Here is a 19,228-nt window from a genome sequence, read left to right on the forward strand (position 1 = left end):
TGAAGACGGTTTGCGGTCCGGTATCTGGCCAAAGCATCGGTATCTTCGGCCGGTCTCCTCCGTCACAGGTGCGGATCATCCGCTGCCGTAAGGCGACCCTCGGCTATCGCGGCGCGGAACAGCGCGTAATCCGCGGCATTGCGGTCACCGTAGGCTTGCGCCCAATCGGCGAAGGCTTCACGCAGGTCGGCGCGCCCATCGTGACCGAAGTAGCCCGCGATCGCCGCCGCATCCCCGGTGCGGGCATGCGCCTTCGCCAGCAGCGCACCGTACGCGTGCGAGAAGTACATCAGCGAGCGACCCGCCATACGATTGAGCGGAATATCGCCCTTCATGTTCTTCATCTGACGCACATAGAACGGGCGGCCATCGATGCTGGTCCAGCCGAGCAGCGGGTCCCCCACGGCTTGCAGCAGACGTTGTCCGTAGATCACGCGCTCGCCCTCGTGGCTGGCGTAGGGCTCGGGCATGCCGCGAAGATACGGTGTGCTCGCCGGTCGCACCGCCTCCTTGACTTGGAGGAAGAGCGCGTCCTGGTCCGAATTTCCGCACAGCAAGGCGACATAGGCCCGGGTTCCGACGCTGCCGACGCCGACCACCCGGTGTGCGACATCGACGACGTGGTAGCGGCTCAGCATGAACCGCCGCTCGCGCGGCAGCGTCTCGGCGTAGCGTTCCAGGCCGGCCGTGATGCTCTGGCGTGTCGCCTCATCGACGCGGGTGAGGATCGGCGGCTCCTCGCGGAAGCGCCAGCCACCATCCGTGCGCCGCTCGCCGACCCGATCGAGCAGGCTCTTGTTGTTCTTGCGTCTGGCCTTCTCGACAGCTCGGTGCACCACAGCCTGCGACTGGGCATCGATCTCGATGCCGATGAAATCGAGATCATCGGCGCGCGCGGCCTGCTGCCAGACGTCCAGCGATCCACGCGGAGCAAGATCGTCCATGGTGTGCTGGTAGCCCGCGGCGGCGCTTTGCACCGCCTGACGCCGTTCGGCCACGGGCACGGCGGCGTCCCGCGCCGCGACCTCGATACTCGCGCACAGCCGTTTCAGATCCCATTCCCACGGTCCGACCGTGACCTCATCGAAATCGTTGAGATCCAGCACGACCTCGCCCTGCGGCGAGCCGAACAAGCCGAAGTTCGAGATGTGGGCGTCACCGTTCATCACGACATCGATCGCACCGCGCGGTCCCTGAGCCAGATCCCAGGCCATGACCTGCGCCGCCCCGCGCAAGAAGGCGAACGGCGAGGAGGCCATGCGGGCGACCCGCAGCGGGATGAGGTGTTCCTGCCGGCCGGCATGCGCCCCTTCGATGAGCGAGACCGGGTCGGGTCGATCCGCGTCGGCGCTCAGGATGGCATGATCGGCGTGGGGAAGGTCGCGTCGCAGCGTCTTGCCCGCGGCTCGACGCTTGTCCCACGGCTCGACTCCGGTGCGCAGGTCGATGTGCGGGAAGTCGGCCAGCGGCTCCAGAACGACCTCTTCAGCAGCCTCGATGATCGCGGCCTGCTCGCCCGATCCTGGTGCCGTGACGTCGTGATCCATCGTGCGTTCCGTCGTCAGGTGCGTCCGCGATGAGCCGCGGTCACTCCGCTTACGGCTTCAAGCCGTCGCCCCGCAACACGACCGAACGGACCGCCTCCTCCTGCATCCGCCTCAAAAAATCTCAGCAGCCCTCGGCCGGGCAATCGCGCGCGTATGCCCCTCCATCGGGGATTGATGGCGGACGAGTGGGCTCCGGCTCGGCGGACCGGCGCCGAGCGGCAGGATGCCCGATATCGAGCAGCGGAAAACGCGGCCGTCGGCGGGGCGCCGCCCGAACCGTGTTGTCGGCAAGGGGGCCGCGCGGCGCGGTCGTGCCGCTTCAACGGGCGCGGATCTTGCGGAGGCGCGGCCGACCGGTGCGGGCAAGGCTCGCGCCGGCGGGTCAGACAACACGTCGGACCGGAGGCGCCCGAAGATCCGGGCAGGGTCACTCGTCGAACCCCAGCATCTTCCGGCCGCCACAAGGAAACCGGTATGGCTTACCTCGCGCCCTCCGAATTCGTGACCAAGATGGTCGATGCCGGAGAATCCAAGATCTTCATGGCGACCCGCGACACCGTGATCCGCGCCTACATGGCGGGCGCGATCCTGGCGCTTGCCGCGGTCTTCGCCGTCACCATCACCCAGCAGACCGGAATCCCGATCCTCGGCGCCGCCCTGTTCCCGGTCGGCTTCTGCATGCTCTACCTGCTGGGCTTCGATCTTCTGACCGGCGTCTTCGTGCTCGCCCCGCTGGCGCTCCTCGACGGACGTCCGGGCGTGACCTGGGGCGGGGTGCTGCGCAACTGGGGCCTCGTCTTCCTCGGCAACTTCCTGGGCGCGCTCACCGTGGCCTTCATGATGGCCTTCGTGTTCACCTTCGGGTTCACCGCGCCGGCCGACAAGGTCGGCGAGTTCATCGCCCATGTCGGCGAGCGCCGCACCCTCGGCTATGCAGCTCACGGCGTCGGCGGCTGGTTCACGATCTTCATTCGCGGCATGCTGTGCAACTGGATGGTCTCGACCGGCGTCGTCGGCGCGATGATCTCGACCACGGTAAGCGGCAAGGTCATCGCCATGTGGATGCCCATCATGGTGTTCTTCTACATGACCTTCGAGCATTCGGTCGTGAACATGTTCCTGTTCCCGTTCGGCCTGATGATGGGTGGCAACTTCTCGATCGGGGATTACTTCTTCTGGAACGAGATCCCGACCGTGCTGGGCAACCTCGTCGGCGGCCTCGCCTTCACGGGGCTCACCCTCTACACCACCCACGTCCGCACCGCGCCGAAGCGCGCCGTCCAGGGCGAGGCGCGCCGCCTCGCCGCCTGATCCGCGCTTGACCCGACGGGGACCCGCGCCGCAAGGGCACGGGTCCCCTCGCGCGCGGCCGTCCCCATGACGAACGACCTGAAGCTCACGCTCGGCCAGCACAGCGAGGCGGGCCGCAAACCCTCCAACCAGGATTTTCATGGGGCGCTGGTCCCCGGGCAGCCGGCTCTGGGGCTCAAGGGCGCGGCCATCGCCATCGCGGACGGGATCGGCAGCAGCGCGGTCAGCCACGTCGCCAGCGAGACCGCGGTCAAGAGCTTCCTCACCGACTACTACGACACCCCCGACACGTGGTCGGTGAAGAGCGCGGCGCAGCGCGTGATCGCGGCGGCCAATTCCTGGCTGTACGCCGAGACGCGGCGCAGCCGGCACGAGCCCGACCGGGGCTACGTCACCACCTTCAGCGCTCTCATCCTCAAGGGCCGCACCGCCCACTTCTTCCATGTCGGCGACGGGCGGATCTGCCGGGTTGCGGGCCGCTCCTTGGAGCAATTGACCGAGGATCACCGCCTCGTCCTGTCGGCGGAGGAATCGTATCTCGGCCGGGCGCTGGGCGCGGGCGCACGCGTGGAGATCGACCATGCCAGTGTGCCGACCGAGCCCGGCGACGTCTTCCTCCTGACGACCGACGGCGTGCACGAGCATGTCGATCCAGAGACGATCGCCGGCCTGATCGCACAGCATGCTGCCGATCTCGACATTGCTGCCCAGAAAATCGTCAGACATGCCTACGAAGCCGGCAGTGCCGACAATCTCACCGCACAGATCGTGCGCATCGAGGCAGCACCTGAGGACGGACCGGCCGATCTTACGGGCCGCGTCGCAGATCTGGCGCCCGCGCCCCTGCTCGATCCACCGACAGACTTCGACGGCTACCGGGTGCTGCGCACGCTCCACGCGAGCCACCGCAGCCACGTCTACCTCGCACGGGATTCAGAGACCGGCGAGCCCGTCGCCCTCAAGCTGCCCTCGACGGACGCGCGCGACGACCCTGCGCAGCTGCGCCGGCTCGTCATGGAAGAGTGGATCGCCCGGCGCATCGACAACCCCCACGTGCTGAAGGCCCAGCCGCAGGCGCGGCGGCGCAGCCACCTCTACACGGCGATGGAGTATGTCGAGGGGCGCACGCTGGCACAGTGGATGCGCGACAATCCTGCACCGGACCTGGAGATCGTGCGCGGTCTCGTCGAGCAGATCGCGCGGGGCCTGCAGGCCTTCCACCGGCGCGAGATGGTGCATCAGGATCTGCGGCCTCAGAACGTCCTGATCGATGCCGCCGGCACCGCGCGGATCATCGATTTCGGCGCGACGCGCGTGGCGGGCGTGGCCGAGCTCGCCCCCGAGGAACCGGTGCTCGGCACCCAGCAGTACAGCGCGCCCGAATACCTCGCCGGCCATCCCGGCACGCAAGCGGCGGACGTGTTCTCCCTCGGGATCATCGCCTACCAGATGCTGACCGGCCAGCTGCCCTACGGCGCGGCGGCCGCGCGGGCATCGACCGAGGCGCGGGCGCGGCGCCTGCGCTACGTCCCGCTCTCGGCCGTACGGCCGGGCCTACCGGTCTGGGTCGACGGCGCCCTGCGCAAGGCCGTCCACCCGAACCCGGCGCTGCGCTACGAGGCGCTCTCGGCCTTCACCTACGACCTGCGCCACCCCAACCCTTCGCTCGCCGGAATGCGCCGGTCGGCTTTGCTGGAGCGCAATCCGGTCCTGTTCTGGAAGCTCGTCTCGCTGGGGCTCGCGCTCGCGCTCCTCGCCCTGCTGGCGACGTGGTCGCGCACCTGAACGCGAACGTGGAGTCAGGTTTCGAGAGGACAAGTTCTTTCACAGGTCCAGGGCAGGGCCTCGAATGAAGAGACCCGGGACACTGCCCCGTCTCAACTCGGGGTCGTAGGTGCCGCCGAGCCAGGCGCGCGCGGACGTGTTCGATGACATCGAACGCTTCCACAACCCGGCGCGGCGCCACTCGACCTCGGGCTACATCAGCCCTGTCGAGTTCGAGAACCGAGTCCAATGGGCTTAGGAAGGTGTCCACCAAACCGGCAGCAGGCCAACTCAGCGCGTTCCTCAGCGAGACAATTGGCCGAAGTCGGGCTGGGAGTCCCTCAGGCTGCTCTGACGAGATCGAGGAATCGAGTGACTTCGGAAGTGAGCTTCGCGGACCGCTTGGATAACTCGGATACCGATCCGATGACTTGCGACACGGTCGTTTCGCTCTGGACCGCCCCGGTCGCTACGCTACCGATGCTCGCACTGACGCTGCTCGTGTTCGACGCCGCCTTGGAAATGTTCCCGGCGATGTCGTTGGTCGCCGCGCCCTGCTGCTCGACGGCGGCGGCTATGGAAGTCGCCACATCCGCGATGGCCTGAATCCGCTTCGAAATGTTCTGGATCGCCGCCACGGTGTCACCGGTCACAGCCTGGATGCTGCCGATCTGCGTGGTGATGTTCTCGGTAGCTCTGGCCGTCTGGCTCGCCAGGGCCTTCACCTCCGAGGCGACCACCGCAAAGCCGCGTCCGGCCTCGCCCGCGCGGGCAGCCTCGATCGTCGCGTTCAGGGCCAAGAGGTTGGTCTGGCTGGCGATCGTCGAGATCATACTCACCATGTCGCCGATGCGGAGGGTGGCGGCCTTGAGCTCGTCGACGAGCGCCACGGTTTGTGCCGCTTCCAGAACCGCCGCGCTCGTCATGGACGTGGAGCCCTCGACCTGTCGGGCGATTTCCACGATCGACGCACCGAGTTCCTCCGTGGCGGAGGCCACCACCATGACATTGTCCCGCACTTCGATCGCCGAACCGGCCGCCGTGGCCGACAGGCTCGATGTCGATTCGATCGAGTGCGCCATAATCGCGGCTCCGTCGCTGAGGAGTTCCGTCGACGTGGCGATATCCTGGGCGATCTTCCCGACGTTGCTCTGGAAGTTGTCGGCGAGGGCTGACAGCTCCCGGCGCCGCTCGGCTGCGGCGAGAACTTGGCCGATGTCGTCCGCCTGGGCGATGCTGTAGGCGGTTCCTTCGTGGACGATCACGAAGACATGGATGTCGACGCCGAAGGAAATTCCGTCTTCCCTGATGAATTCCACCGCCGCTTTATGCCATCCTTTTGCCTGCAGCCCGGCCACGACTTCCGTGACGACGTCCATCTTCTTGCGCCCGTTCGGCTGCTCCAGGTGGAAGAGCGAGGAAACATGCCGACCGATGAGCGCATCGGCGGATGTAACCCCCATCGCTTTCACGAAAGCATCGTTCGCGAAGAAGATGTTGTTCTGATCCTTTTCGAGATCGACCATGAAAACAGGCATCGGAAGAGCCTTCATGGCGGACGAAGCGAAGTCGTATCCAAGCAGATCGCTTGAAAATTTCTTAACTTTTCTGCCGCCAAATTTCATGGATGCCACATCCTTAATGTGCCGATAAATTTCTTAATAAGACAAATGGAATTAACAAATAATTGCACGGTGACGTGCTTGTATCTGTCATTTATGCATTCTCGCTTGCTGGATGCTTGGTCCCGCTGAGGTCGAAGCGCGCTACTCCGCTCAGGCCGAGGTACAAGCCTTGGCCGCCCGATCCGAGCCGAATAGCCTTCCGGGAAACCCATAGCGATTCAAGCCCGGCAAATGGGGTCCACTCCTACCGCGTGCAGATCCCCCGCGAAGACGGATCAAAGCCCTCCGCCCGCCACCGTGATGGTCTGACCTGTCATGGCGGCGGCCGAGTGACCGCAGAGCCAAGCCACTGCACCGGCGACCTCGTCGGGCGGGACGAGGCGGCCCTGGGGGTTGTGACGGACGAGGGAGGCCAGCGCCGCGTCCCCTCGGAACCCATCAGCGCCTCGCCTTCGACCTCTTGCTCTACACCGGCCTGCGCTGCGGCGATGCCGTGCGCCTCGGGCGCCCGCACGTCCGTGGTGGCAACCTCACAATCCGGACGGAGAAGACAGGCATGGTGTGGTGGCCGCGCCGATCCTGCCGGCGCTGGCTGCATCGATCGCTGCGGCGCCGACGGGTGAATTGACCTTCATCGCAACTGAGCGCGACAGGCCCTTCACCAAGGAGTCGTTCGGCACGTGGTTCGGCAAGGTCTGCCGTACAGCCGGCTGCCCCGGATCAGCGCATGGTCTTCGCAAGGCCGGAGCTCGCCGCACGGCCGAGGACGGAGCCACGGAAGCGCAGCTCAACGCGCTGTTTGGATGAGCCGATGGAAGCCGGGAAAGCGCGATCTACACGCGCACTGCCAACCGGGCGAAGCTCGCCCGTCAGGCAAGAAAAAATCCCGCACCCTTCGACAAGGTACGGGATCAAAATTTAGAAGACCAGGGACCTCAACAACTTGGAGATCGAATGGTGCCCAGGAAAGGACTCGAACCTTCACCTCTTGCAAGACTGGTACCTGAAACCAGCGCGTCTACCAATTCCGCCACCTGGGCGCCGGACCGTTGCCGGTCGGCGATGGGGTTCGTTTAGGGGGCGGCGGCGAAGGCGTCAATCGCTGTTTCGCTGCCGCCGGTCAAAAATCCTGAAGCGGGGGGATTCGCGCGGCGCGGGGGCAACACGCCCGTGCCGCGCGTCGGGGCGCGGCTCAGCCGCGCCACTCGCGGATGTCGACGAAGCGGCCCGCCACCGCCGCCGCCGCCGCCATCGCCGGGGAGACGAGGTGGGTGCGCCCGCGCGGGCCCTGGCGGCCCTCGAAGTTGCGGTTCGAAGTCGAGGCACAGCGCTCGCCCGGCCGCAGTTTGTCCGGGTTCATGCCAAGGCACATCGAGCAGCCGGGCTCGCGCCAGTCGAAGCCGGCATCCTTGAGGATGCGGTCGATCCCCTCGGCTTCGGCCTGCGCCTTTACGAGGCCGGAGCCCGGCACAACCATCGCCGAGACGCCGTCATGCACCTTGCGACCCTCGACCATCTTGGCGACGATCCGCAGATCCTCGATGCGGCCGTTGGTGCAGGAACCGATGAACACCCGGTCGAGGGTGACGTCGGTCATCCGCGTGCCCGGCGTCAGGCCCATATAGGCCAGCGCCTTCTCCTTGGACTGGCGCTTGTTCTCATCCGCGATCTGGGCCGGATCGGGCACCGTGCCGAGAATCGAGACGATGTCCTCGGGCGAAGTGCCCCAGGAGACCAGCGGGGGGAGGTTCGCGGCGTCGAGACGAATCTCGCGGTCGAAATGCGCGCCCTCGTCGGTGGCCAGGCTCTCCCAGTAGCGGCGGGCGGCGTCGAACGCCGCGCCCTTCGGCGCCTTCGGACGGCCGTTGACGTAGGCGTAGGTGGTCTCGTCGGGGGCGACCATGCCGGCGCGCGCGCCGCCCTCGATCGACATGTTGCAGATCGTCATCCGGCCCTCCATCGAGAGGGCGCGGATCGCCTCGCCGGCATATTCGATGACGTGGCCGGTGCCGCCGGCGGTACCGATCTCGCCGATGATGGCGAGCACGATGTCCTTGGCGCTGACGCCCCGCGGCAGGGTGCCGTCGACCGTCACCCGCATGTTCTTGGCCTTGCGCTGGATCAGCGTCTGCGTGGCGAGGACGTGCTCGACCTCCGAGGTGCCGATGCCGTGGGCGAGCGCCCCGAAGGCGCCGTGGGTCGAGGTGTGGGAATCGCCGCACACGATCGTCTGGCCCGGCAGGGTGAAGCCCTGCTCCGGCCCGATGATGTGGACGATGCCCTGGCGCTGGTCGAGGGCGTCGTAGAACTCGATGCCGAAGTCGCGCACGTTCTCGGCGAGCGCCTCGAGCTGCGTGCGGCTCTCGGGATCCTCAATGCCCTTGGAGCGGTCCGAGGTCTGGACGTTGTGATCGACCACCGCCAGTGTCTTGTGCGGCGCGCGCACCCCGCGACCGGCGACGCGAAGCCCCTCGAACGCCTGGGGGCTCGTCACCTCGTGCACGAGGTGACGGTCGATGTAGAGGAGGGCGGAGCCATCCGGCTCGACATCGACGACGTGGTCGTCCCAGATCTTGTCGTAGAGGGTGCGCGGCGCGGTCATGGTGCAGCTATTCTGACGGGTTGAAGGCTCCATCGCGGAAAACGCCTCGACCGGGCCGCGGGAAACCATGCGGCCGGATCGTGGGGAGTATCCGGAAGACCTCTTGTGTAATGCTCCTCGGGCGATTTCGGAAGGGTGGCCGCGCACATGCGGCGCGCATGACACTTTTGCGGCCCACTCGCCCCACCGGCTGGACCGGCACGCGCCGCAGCGATACTCCCGGCCACTCCTTTGTTGATTTCTTCTTTGCCGACCTCTGGGAGTCCGTAAGCCGGTGCCACCAGCCGAGACGCCCGACATCCTCCTGATCCGGCAGACCCGCCCCGATGTGGCCGAACGGCTCGCCGAGCGTTTCCGCCTGCACCGCCTGGAGGAGGCGCCCGACCGCGAGGCCTTCCTCGACGCGGTGGGGCCACGCATCCGGGGGCTCGCGGCGGGTGCCATGTGCCCGATCGATGCGGGGCTGTTCGACCGGCTGCCGCAGCTCGAGATCGTGGCGAGCTTCGGCGTCGGTTACGACACGATCGATGCAGTCGAGGCGCATCGCCGCGGCATCGTCGTCACGCACACGCCGGACGTGCTCTCCGACGAGGTGGCCGATCTCGCGCTGGGCCTCCTGCTCGCCACCCTTCGCCAGATCCCGCAGGCCGACCGCTACCTGCGCGCCGGGCGCTGGCGGGAGGGCAGCTTCCCGCTCACCACGAGCCTGCGGGGGCGCCGGGTCGGCATCCTCGGGCTCGGGCGGATCGGGCGGGCGATCGCCCAGCGGCTCGAAGGGTTCGGCGTGCGGATCGCCTATCACGGGCGCACGCCGCAGGCGGATGTCGCCTATACCTATCACGGCAGCCTGCTCGGGCTGGCGCAGGCGGTCGACACGCTGATCGTCGCCGCCCCCGGGGGCCTCGACACGAACGGGATCGTCGATGCCGGGGTGCTGGCCGCGCTCGGGCCTGACGGCATCGTCGTCAACATCGCCCGCGGCAGCGTCATCGACGAGGCGGCGCTGATCGCCGCGCTGCAAGCGGGAACGATCCTCGGGGCGGGGCTCGATGTGTTCGCGAACGAGCCGCAAGTGCCGCAGGCGCTGATCGATCTCGATCGAACCGTGCTGCTGCCGCATGTCGGCTCGGGCTCGCACCACACCCGTGCGGCGATGGGCCGACTGCTCATCGACAACCTGTTTTCGTGGTTCGATGGCAAGGGGCCGGTGACGCCCGTGCCGGAAACGCCCTGGAAGGGCCAGCGATGAGGGGCCCGACGATGACGCGCATGGCACGGGCAGGCGTTTTGATCGCAGCGTTGGTCGCCGCACTGGCCGCCCTGCCGCCGAGTGCGGCCCGGGCGCAGGAGAGCCCACCCGCCGCGGAGCCCGCGCCCCCGGTCATGCCGGCCGAGGGAGGAGCCGGCGCACCCGCCGGGCTCGCGACCCTGCCCGAGACCCTGGCAGGAGCGGCAGGCACCTGGGATCTGTCCCTGGAGGGCGGGCGGCGGCGCTGCGTGCTGACGCTGGCCATGGAGACCGGCCCGAGCGGGCGCGCGGCGCGCTTTCCCGCCGGCTGCCGCCGGGCTCTGCCGCTCATGGCCGGCATCGGCGGCTGGCTGTTCACGGGCGAGGGCCTGCGCCTCGTGGATCGGAACCTGCGGCCGGTGCTGGCCTTCGCCAAGAACCCGGACGGGATGAGCCTCGGGGCCACCGCCGAGAACGGCGAGCGCTACAACCTCGTGCCGCTGCAGATCGCGGCGATGCTGCCGCCCGCCCCCGGCGCGGCCACCGTCACGCCTGCGGCGAATGCGCTGGGGAGCGACGCGCCCGCCTCGGCCGCCGTGCCGGAGAAGCCGGCGGAGGGCCCGGCTCCGGGCCTCTACGCCCTCGATCGTGCCGAGCAGAAGGATGTCTGCCGCCTCGAATTCGCGCTGCCCCTCGAGGCCGGCAAGGACACCGCCCCCGTGCGGGTGCTTCCGGATTGCCGCGACAGCGGGATCACGGTGTTCGATCCTGTGAGCTGGCGCTTCGCCAACGGTCATCTGACGCTGAAGGCGCGACGCGGCCACGCGGTGAGCCTCGTGGCGACCGGGGAGGGACGCTGGCGCCGCGACCCCGAGATCGGCGTGCCCCTCGTGCTCCGGAAGGTCGAACCGTAGGGCATCGTCCCGAAAGGTGGGCGCCGGCTTTCGGGGTAAAGACGATGCTCTTGGTCGCGCCGCTCAGAACAGCGGCCGCAGGGCGAGGTGGAGCCCGAGGCCCAGCAATCCGACGAAGAAGCAGCGGCGGAACACCCGCTCGCTGACGCGCCCCCGCACCCAGCCGCCGAGCGCCATCCCGAGCAGGGCCGGGACGAGGGCGATGAGGGAGGTGCCCGCAACGCTGAGCGAGAGGGCGCCGCCCCCGGCCAGAGCGATGGCGAGTGCGACAGTGGAGACGGTGAAGGAGAGCCCCAGCGCCTGGATCAGGTCGTCCTTGGACAGGCCCAGCGCCCCGAGATAGGGCGCGGAGGGGAACGAGGAGACGGCGGTGGCCGCCGTCACCAAGCCCGTCGCCGCGCCGACGATTGGCCCGAGCCAGCGCTCCATGCCCGGCGGAACGTGGAGCCGCAGGGCGGCAAGACCGATCACGGCGTAGGCGATCAAAGCGAGGCCAAGGAAGACCGTGGCTTCCGCGCCGTAATTCCCGTGAAGGATCCCCGCCGCGACCAGGGTGCCAACGACGCTCGCCGCCAGCATCGGCCAAAGCCGGCGCAGCAGCGTGCCGAAGCGGGGGCCCGCGGCGAGCTGCCAGACATTGGTGACGAAGGCCGGCACGACGAGCAGGGCCGCGGCCTGGACCGGCGCCATGACGAGGCTCAGCAGGCCCATGGCGACGGGCGGCAGGCCGAGCCCGACCATGCCCTTGACAAAGCCCGCAAGCAGGAAAGCCGACGCCCCCACGGCGAGGGGGAGGAGGTCCATGGAAAACGTCATGAGCACGTTCTGATCGGGGGAGGGGGGTAAAAGCGGCAATCAGGGTCAGTCGTGGAGTTGCATGTCGCGCAGGACCGCCTGCCGCGCGGCCTCCGCCTCAGTCTCCTTCGCGGAGAGCGGCGCGGCGGCAGGCTTGGGCCGGGCGACCGCGACCGGCGGCATGGCGGTGCAGGTACGCGGGCCGGCATCGGAGCGAGCTATGGCAACCAGCGCGGTGAACCCCGCGAGGAGAAGGGCCGCCGTTTCGAGCCGGGCGTTGCCCCAGCGGGTCGTCGTCTGTGCGTCACGTGCCATGAGCCGATTTTCGCAGCGCGACGGCGCGCGACAATGCGGAACTGGCCCGTATCAGCCTTCGGCTGAGCCGAAGCCCTTGCCGCGGGATGCAGCCTCGCCGACGATGCTCTGGCTTTTTGTTTCTGCATCGTCTTCTTCCGAAAACCAGCGGCCGCCTTTCGGGACGATGCTCCATGCGCTTCGATCTGACCGACCTGCGTCTGTTCCTTCATGTCGTCGAGGCGGAGAGCATCACCCGTGGCGCCGAGCGGGCCGGGCTGGCGCTCGCCTCGGCGAGCGAGCGCATCCGCGGCATGGAGTCGGATGGCGGCGTGCCGCTGCTGGAGCGCCATGCCCGCGGGGTACGGCCGACACCCGCGGGCCTCGCCGTGGTGCATCACGCCCGGCTCGTGCTCGGCCAGCTCGAACAGATGCGTGGCGAACTCGGCCAGTACGCACGGGGCCTTCGCGGCCATGTGAGACTGCTGTCGATCACCGCAGCGGTCGCCGCCTTCCTGCCTGATGCGCTGTCCGGCTTCCTTGCGGCCCATCCCAGCGTTGACATCGATCTCGAGGAGCGCACAAGCCGCGAGACCGTCGATGCCCTGGCCGGCGGGCTTGCCGATATCGGCATCGTTGCTGATACGACCGATCTTGGCGCACTCGAAACCCGGCCGCTCCATCTCGACCGGATCGTGCTCGCCGTACCGGCGGGCCATGCCCTGGCCCAGCGGAGCGGCGTCGCGTTCCGGGAGGTGCTGGACGAGCCTCTGGTCGGCCTCAGCCATGGCCGGGCGCTGCAGGCGCATCTGGCGACCCACGCCGCCCGCGCCGGCCGTCCGTTCAAGCTCCGGGTGCGCCTGAACGGGCTCGATGCGGTCTGCCGCATGGTCGAGCGCGGCGTCGGCGTGGCGATCGTGCCCGAAGCGGCAGCGCGGCGCGCGGCCGAAACGCTGGCGATCCGCGCGATCCCGATCGACGAGCCCTGGACCGTACGCCGCCTCAGGCTCTGCGCCCGCAGTTTCGCAGCGCTCCCGCCGCACGCCCGCCAACTCGCCGAGCACTTGGTCGCGCATCTCGGCGCGACCGACGATACCGGCTCCGACAGGACAAGTCCTTTCGCGGGTCCAGGGCAGAGCCCTGCCGGACATCGGTGATCGACGCGTCAGCAGCCGCAATCAGGCGAAGCACTCGACCGATACGGGATACCGCGGAACGCCCTGCTTCTCGAAGCAGGACAGATTCGCGATGATGGTCGCCGCAATCGCCGCCGGCGCCTCACGCTGCGAAGAAGGCTTGATGTCCGGTCACGATGACGTTCGGGGAGGTCAGCAGGCGTGCGACGGCATCGTTCCGGATGATCTGGTTCGACAGATCCTCGAAGTAGAGGCCAGCCGCGTGAATTTCCAAGCCGCCTCGAACGGGGAGGAAGCCGACGAGAGATTGGCGCACTCACTCGGCTTCGCGGAACCTGGGCGCTTTTCGGCAGGCCCCGATGCCTCGCTAGACGAAGCCTTCCTCGACCAAACGACTTCCCGTCGAGGTGATCTCATGTCGCTGCCCGGAGCCGCCGACGATGCGGCACCAACTCTCCGCAACGAGCACGGCCTCTACGCCGTCCGAAAGGAGGCGATAGGCAAAACCGCCATACATGCCGGGCACAGCAAACCAGATCGGTTCGTCGCCCTGAAGCTCAAGCAGCGGTCCCAGTTCCGGAAGGCGGAGGCCGGACTTGCGAACGAGGTCGTCGGCCCGGCCACGGATTACGGCGTGGAAATGTGTCTGGATTGTCGCAAGGACACCCGTCGGCACGCGGCGGAGCAGGATTGGACGCAGGATCTCGACGGCGCGCGCGTGGCCGCAACGCTCTGCGACATCGACGGGCCGCTCACCGCGCGCGTTCTGGAGCATCCGCCAGGCCCGTAACCGGATCAGTTCCTCAAGGATACTCGGTGGCGCGTTCCCATGTGCGGCCTGGTGGAGGGGCGCGAACAGTGAGAGACCACCGGGCCGCGTCGTATTCACGAGTTCGGGGTGGTCGCGCAGCAGAGTCAGCACCGTCGCCCAGTCATAGGCCTTGGCCGCATCCGCCAGCCGATGCCGTTCGGCTGCACTCCCCGCGTTCAGCACACCATCGGTTGTCACGCCGTCCCAGACCAACGACATGCGGCTTCCCCTCGTCAGAGGTTGTCTTCGTGCCGATTGAGTAGGAACACGCAATTGCTCCGCTTCGGAAGGTCACAACCGAGACGTCCCTAGCGCCGCCTGCGACGACCAGGACATCCGCGCGAGCGACCTAAATCGTTCGGCCCCATAGGCCGACACCCTGCTCCTTCGCCGTCCATCGGACAGGCTTTGCAGCAGCGGATCGTAGCGACAGGATCACCACGCAGAGAGACTGCATGAGAAGGTTGATAAGCTGGATGACTCAGGAGCTTAAATGGCTGGGGGACCTGGATACGGATCCATCAGACCGACGCAAGAAAACATAAGCTTCTGCAGACGCTTAGCCTCGCTGCCGTCACAGGATGTGTAGCAGCAGGGTGGAGCAGCAGCAAGGGGATCGGTCGCGCCATCTAGCCCGCGGCGCACTGGTTATCCTCCCGCCGCGAGCCTGCAGCGAGCTCGCCATCGATTTCCCCCGCACCGCCTATTAGGCTCAAGCTTCTTGCTCCTGCTAGAACGATGAAGTTTCGTTGTCGGCGGTGAGCACCGCAGACACCACCATGGAAACGCGGTCGCATCGCCCGATCCGAACTCGCCCGCCGCGATCAACACGGCGAGCTTGAGCCGGAGTTCTTGCTTGTTCCGGCATGGCGCAAGATGCAGTGCGGCGCCCGCTGCCGGTCTAGGCCGCGAACCCATAATGGCTGGCACGGTTGAGCCGCGGCCTCGTTAGCCCTCTGAGCAGGAGGGGTCTGGATGGCGCGGTTTGACCTGATGGATGCGGAGTGGGCGGTGATCGAGCCCCTGTTGCCGACGGGCGTGCGCGGCAATGAGCGCGTGGACGACCGGCGGGTCCTGAACGGAATCATCTGGCGGCTTCGCAGTCGGGCACTAGCGAGAAGCTGCGGGAGGCTCGCTGCTCTGGGCGAGGCAACAATTCTGCAGGCCGTCCCTTTGGACCTAGCGGTCACCGTCGTCGCTCAAGAGGTACAAATTGCTTTCCCGCACCACGCCTTCGCCAACCAACCTGTCACAGAACCGGAAGCTCACCTCTCGGCCGGACCAAAATCCGGGGGATCCTCACTGGCCAGCAGGCCATACCCTTAGGCGGATCACTACCGCGGCTACGATTTTTATAGGAATGCCAGCCTGACTTTCGGCATCCTAGTGGTTCAGCCCTGACGGTTGAGTCCGTCCGGGGTTCCGGTTTGAAGTCCGTCCTGCGAGTCTCGTGGGATGCGCAGTGACATCTCTTTCACGCTCTCCGCCTCGGATCGCCTTCGGCTAGAGGCCCTGGTCGCGGATCGAAACACTCCGCAGAAGCACGTTTGGCGCGCTCGCATCGTGCTGCTGAGCGCCGATGGGATCGGGACGCACGCGATCATGCGTGAGGCGGCCGTGTCCAAGACGGCGGTCTGGCGCTGGCAGGACCGCTTCGCGCAGGAGGGCGTCGAAGGGCTCCTGCGAGACAAGACGCGGCCGGCGCGCATCCCGCCGCTGGGGCCGGAGGTGGCGGCGCGTGTTGTGGCTCTGACGCAGGAAGATCCGCCCGGCGAGACCACGCATTGGACGGCCGCCGCCATGAGCAAGGTCACAGCCATAAGCATTTCGTCGGTGCAGCGGATCTGGCGGAGGCACGGCCTACAGCCACACCGGGTCCGGCAGTTCAAGCTCTCTACCGACCCGGCCTTCGCTGCCAAATTGCGTGACGTCGTCGGGCTCTACGTCGATCCGCCCGCCCATGCCGTCGTGCTTTCGGTCGACGAGAAGAGCCAGATCCAAGCGCTCGCCCGCACGCAGGCCCCGTTGCCGATGAAGCCGGGCCAGCCGACGACGCGCACCCACGACTACAAGCGCCACGGCACGACGACCCTGTTTGCCGCTCTGGACATCCTGGAGGGCAAGGTGATTGGCCGCTGCATGCAGCGCCACCGGCATCAGGAGTTCATCCGTTTCCTCAACGCGGTCGAGGCGGCGGTTCCGGCGGGCAAGATCGTCCACGCGATCCTGGACAACTATGCCGTTCACAAGCACCCGAAGGTCCGCGCCTGGCTCGATCGCCACCCACGCTGGACCTTCCATTTCACCCCGACCTCAGCCTCGTGGCTCAACGCCGTTGAGGGCTTCTTCGCCAAGCTCGCAAAACGCCGCCTGCGACGCGGCGTGTTCGGATCGCTGATCGAGGTACAGGCGGCCATCAAACGCTTCATCGCCGAGAGCAACGGCGACCCCAAGCCCTTCACCTGGACCGCCGACCCGGATCGCATCATCCAGGCCGCAAGGCGCGGGCACCAAGTGTTAGACTCGCACCACTAGAACGCGCGCAGGAGGCCGGCGATGTTCTAATCCTTTTTACGATTAATTTAGAACCGCTGCACTGCGTTGGCTAAGGAAGGTAGTCAGAAGCCGCCGCGCTTTCGTAGAGCGCCTGGACCGAGACCGCGCTGTGGACAGCTGCCCTCACCGATTGCTCAGTCAGATCAAGAACCCGGTACCTATCGCCAACCTTAGCGATTGCGTCGACGCGCCGGTAGGATTCCTGGTGACGCTGAGCGTACTTCGCCATACCGCGCAGTTTAGATGCGGCATCGCTTAGGTGAATGCTGTGTGGGTCAACGATGTCCGCGACGATCTCACCGTCAGGACTTTCCGAGAAAAATACAAAGTCGGGCCGAGTAATTTTCAGAGAGCCATCGTCCTCGTAGATCACGCCTAGAGAGTCTTGGCTCGCACGAGGAGGATTGCGGTACCAAGCCACGGTCCTCTCGCGCTTCAGCTCCATATTGAGGACTTCCGTCTCCCATGCGTTTAGTTGTTCAGGGAAAAGGCCGTCCTCGTCGCACATCAGATGCTTCTTGTGCCGTGGAAGCTCCGCTTCTGATCCATCAACGTCACGCGTTACAGTTGGCTGCATCCATAGCTTCGGCTTTGCAATATCAACGTCCATCGGAGTCGGACTCATTTCCCGAATGAGCCGGTAAGCGTCTTGACGATCATCACCCAAGTCTTTGATCCGGATGCGATAAGCTGCTAGCCAAGCACTAGCCTGCTTATCAGCTTCCTCCTCGAGATATTGGACTACCTCCGGCACCAATCCCAAGGCCGCGACCGCAGCATGCGCCTCCAGCAAAGAGTCCTCGTCAATTTCACCATCACCGATCGTGAGTGCCAAGTGCTCGCTATAGGTCTTCGCGAGATCCGCACCTATAATCCTTGCCGATTTCCGGTAGGCAGCCTCGATGACTGCCGCGTCGGAGGCTTCTATAAAGTCATGGAATGACATCCGGCTCGAGTGCAATTCAGCTCGAAGGCTCTTTCCTTCTACCGTAAGGACACTGTCTTTGGCGACAGCAATTTGATCTCTGTAACGAATATTGGCAGCGTCAAGTGATTTGTGCATCTCAGCGCTCGCCAGCTTACCAGCACCAAGCAGCAGACCGTCCGATGCAAGCTCGTGAGCAAGTAACAAGAGCCGCTTAACGGGGCGAGCTTGGCGTCGCGGCAGCGACTGCGACGGAAGCGACTGAAGCTTGTCCCAGACTGCCGAAGCGATAGCTCGATTCGGCTTCATTTCTCTTGGATTGATGAGAACGCGCCGCTCGGGAAGGTCTTCGCCGCTATCCACGGCTGACATCAGAGCTGCGGCCACCTCCTTCACTGAACGCGCGTCGAAGAACGGAAGAAGACAGTCGACTGAATTCAGCCGCTCATTGCCAGGTATACGCCGAGCTAGGGGTGTCCTAACCATACGCCCAAGGAGCTGCGTAATATGTGTCTTGTCCTTAGCTGGTCTGAAGGACACCATGACCTCGGCCCGCGGACAATCCCAACCAGTGCTTATCGCATCCTTTGCGATTAGCACGCGCACCCACGCAGACTCTTGAACGCGTTCCGGAGATATATAGGGAACAGTGAACGGACCGAAAGACTGCGGTGTGTGATCACCAAAAACGTGAGCTATTGCGTCATCTGGTAAACCCGGCCAGTTTTGATATATTACATTAATAGCTGCGCCGATCTCTACGTGATCTGGTGTATTCGGAACTTGCAGTACCATGAGCGGGACAACCGGATTCGCCAGCCTTTGCTCATATGCATAACGGTCCCAAGCTTCCGAAATCGCCTTCAGCTTCTCTGTGCCTCGCCGCACGAGAACTGTATCGTACTGACCGGCCTCCTTCGGAACATCAAGAATGATGGTATCCTTCAGGAGTCCAGAAGCCTGAACTTTTAGACTGTCGACCACTACGTTTGGGAGAGTAGAGCGATCCTTCATGTCGGCTATAGCAGCGTTGAAGCGCTCTACCGTAGCTGAAATCCCCCAAACGACGGGGACACCAACTGTTGAGCCCGCACCGTTAATCAGTCTTTTGACAATCGTTGGACGTTCGTCGGGCGAAGGCCGGCCCGACGCCTTCATTCCTCGATGGGCTTCATCAAGGACCAAATACAAAGTGAGACTTGGATCGTCGATTGTGTTCTGAATTATGTCCCAAATGGTGAAAGAGCGCAGATCTGGCATGATTCCCTGCCGAACGCCAAGACTTCCGCCCACAATACTGTCGTCGGCGCCCCGCACTAAAAGACTCGATCTACCGAGCTTCTGTGTATTTAAAAAATACACCTTCCGTGCTTCGAGCTTGTCTCGATTGAGGGTATTTTGAATGGTAACCAAGCTAGAGATCGGAATTCGATCTGATGCCTCGCGCAGACGGAAGCGAGATTGCTCATTGAGGGACGGATCATCGCTAAGCCAAATCACGACAGCGCCAGCGTCAGGCTCGAATCCCAGCGCTTCGTCCCCAAAGAACAAGGCTTCGAAAACTGCCGCGGCCATCACGGTCTTTCCCGCGCCGGTTGTCGCAGTCAGAGAGAATGCGCTTCGCTCACCATCCTCACGCCAGCGCTGGGCGGCTTTGCGTAGATTGTGGAGGACGTCCCGAACCGCATCGTCCTGATAGTCTTTGAGGGTGAATTTCATA

General features: G+C 65.6%; 15 protein-coding genes, 1 tRNA gene and 2 pseudogenes. 8 read left to right on the top strand and 10 right to left on the bottom strand.

Features of this window, described 5'->3' with window-relative positions:
• Positions 1–62: 62 nt before the first annotated feature.
• Positions 63–1,547, bottom strand: a complete 1,485-nt coding sequence (locus J2W78_RS07260) for a DUF2252 domain-containing protein (protein ID WP_253369297.1) — start codon at positions 1,545–1,547, stop codon at positions 63–65.
• Between the two features lie 474 nt (positions 1,548–2,021).
• Between J2W78_RS07260 and J2W78_RS07265 the strand changes: the two genes are divergently transcribed.
• Both J2W78_RS07265 and J2W78_RS07270 read left to right on the top strand, forming a co-directional pair.
• Positions 2,022–2,858: a formate/nitrite transporter family protein gene (locus J2W78_RS07265; RefSeq protein ID WP_253369299.1), complete on the top strand. Its 837-nt coding sequence runs from the start codon at positions 2,022–2,024 to the stop codon at positions 2,856–2,858.
• 66 nt (positions 2,859–2,924) lie between these two features.
• Positions 2,925–4,643, top strand: coding sequence for a bifunctional protein-serine/threonine kinase/phosphatase (locus J2W78_RS07270; protein ID WP_253369301.1), 1,719 nt, complete (start codon positions 2,925–2,927; stop codon positions 4,641–4,643).
• Between the two features lie 320 nt (positions 4,644–4,963).
• On the opposite strand, the gene J2W78_RS07275 is transcribed toward J2W78_RS07270, so the two are convergent.
• Entirely contained in the window at positions 4,964–6,247 is a 1,284-nt protein-coding gene (locus J2W78_RS07275; RefSeq protein ID WP_253369303.1) for a methyl-accepting chemotaxis protein, read from the bottom strand.
• A gap of 275 nt (positions 6,248–6,522) precedes the next feature.
• Positions 6,523–6,672, bottom strand: a pseudogene (locus J2W78_RS07280) (SDR family oxidoreductase); the annotation flags it as partial.
• Positions 6,673–6,811: 139 nt separating this feature from the next.
• Here J2W78_RS07280 and J2W78_RS07285 point away from each other — a divergent pair.
• Entirely contained in the window at positions 6,812–7,054 is a 243-nt protein-coding gene (locus J2W78_RS07285) for a hypothetical protein (RefSeq protein ID WP_253369305.1), read from the top strand.
• 148 nt (positions 7,055–7,202) lie between these two features.
• Here the strand turns inward: J2W78_RS07285 and J2W78_RS07290 are convergent.
• Both J2W78_RS07290 and leuC read right to left on the bottom strand, forming a co-directional pair.
• A tRNA-Leu gene (locus tag J2W78_RS07290) sits at positions 7,203–7,287 on the bottom strand.
• A 152-nt stretch (positions 7,288–7,439) separates the two neighbouring features.
• Positions 7,440–8,849: a 3-isopropylmalate dehydratase large subunit gene (gene leuC, locus J2W78_RS07295; protein ID WP_253369307.1), complete on the bottom strand. Its 1,410-nt coding sequence runs from the start codon at positions 8,847–8,849 to the stop codon at positions 7,440–7,442.
• Between the two features lie 274 nt (positions 8,850–9,123).
• Here leuC and J2W78_RS07300 point away from each other — a divergent pair, with 274 nt between their 5' ends.
• Complete coding sequence (locus tag J2W78_RS07300; RefSeq protein ID WP_253369309.1) at positions 9,124–10,098, top strand: 2-hydroxyacid dehydrogenase; 975 nt, start codon at positions 9,124–9,126, stop codon at positions 10,096–10,098.
• Complete coding sequence (locus tag J2W78_RS07305; protein WP_253369310.1) at positions 10,095–10,991, top strand: AprI/Inh family metalloprotease inhibitor; 897 nt, start codon at positions 10,095–10,097, stop codon at positions 10,989–10,991. The genes J2W78_RS07300 and J2W78_RS07305 overlap by 4 nt, the downstream gene beginning before the upstream one ends.
• Positions 10,992–11,054: 63 nt before the next feature.
• On the opposite strand, the gene J2W78_RS07310 is transcribed toward J2W78_RS07305, so the two are convergent.
• Entirely contained in the window at positions 11,055–11,807 is a 753-nt protein-coding gene (locus J2W78_RS07310) for a sulfite exporter TauE/SafE family protein (protein WP_253369312.1), read from the bottom strand.
• Between the two features lie 45 nt (positions 11,808–11,852).
• Positions 11,853–12,101 carry a hypothetical protein gene (locus J2W78_RS07315; protein WP_253369314.1) on the bottom strand — a complete coding sequence of 83 codons (249 nt, stop codon included), beginning with the start codon at positions 12,099–12,101 and terminating at the stop codon, positions 11,853–11,855.
• Positions 12,102–12,274: 173 nt separating this feature from the next.
• Here J2W78_RS07315 and J2W78_RS07320 point away from each other — a divergent pair, with 173 nt between their 5' ends.
• A complete protein-coding gene (locus J2W78_RS07320; protein WP_253369316.1) occupies positions 12,275–13,237 on the top strand; it encodes a LysR substrate-binding domain-containing protein in 963 nt (320 codons plus the stop codon).
• A 121-nt stretch (positions 13,238–13,358) separates the two neighbouring features.
• Here J2W78_RS07320 and J2W78_RS07325 read toward each other — a convergent pair whose 3' ends face one another.
• Positions 13,359–13,532, bottom strand: a complete 174-nt coding sequence (locus tag J2W78_RS07325) for a hypothetical protein (protein ID WP_253369318.1) — start codon at positions 13,530–13,532, stop codon at positions 13,359–13,361.
• Between the two features lie 51 nt (positions 13,533–13,583).
• Complete coding sequence (locus J2W78_RS07330; RefSeq protein ID WP_253369320.1) at positions 13,584–14,246, bottom strand: ankyrin repeat domain-containing protein; 663 nt, start codon at positions 14,244–14,246, stop codon at positions 13,584–13,586.
• Between the two features lie 756 nt (positions 14,247–15,002).
• Between J2W78_RS07330 and J2W78_RS07335 the strand changes: the two are divergent.
• Positions 15,003–15,137 (top strand): annotated as a pseudogene (locus J2W78_RS07335) (transposase); the annotation flags it as partial.
• A gap of 345 nt (positions 15,138–15,482) precedes the next feature.
• The gene (locus J2W78_RS07340) at positions 15,483–16,562 is read left to right on the top strand and encodes an IS630 family transposase (protein WP_253368020.1); all 1,080 of its coding nucleotides are present in this window, start codon (positions 15,483–15,485) and stop codon (positions 16,560–16,562) included.
• Between the two features lie 70 nt (positions 16,563–16,632).
• Here J2W78_RS07340 and J2W78_RS07345 read toward each other — a convergent pair whose 3' ends face one another.
• Positions 16,633–19,227, bottom strand: coding sequence for a DEAD/DEAH box helicase (locus J2W78_RS07345; RefSeq protein WP_253369322.1), 2,595 nt, complete (start codon positions 19,225–19,227; stop codon positions 16,633–16,635).
• Position 19,228: the final 1 nt, after the last annotated feature.

This window comes from Methylorubrum extorquens (genome assembly GCF_024169925.1).
Classification (GTDB): domain Bacteria; phylum Pseudomonadota; class Alphaproteobacteria; order Rhizobiales; family Beijerinckiaceae; genus Methylobacterium; species Methylobacterium extorquens_A.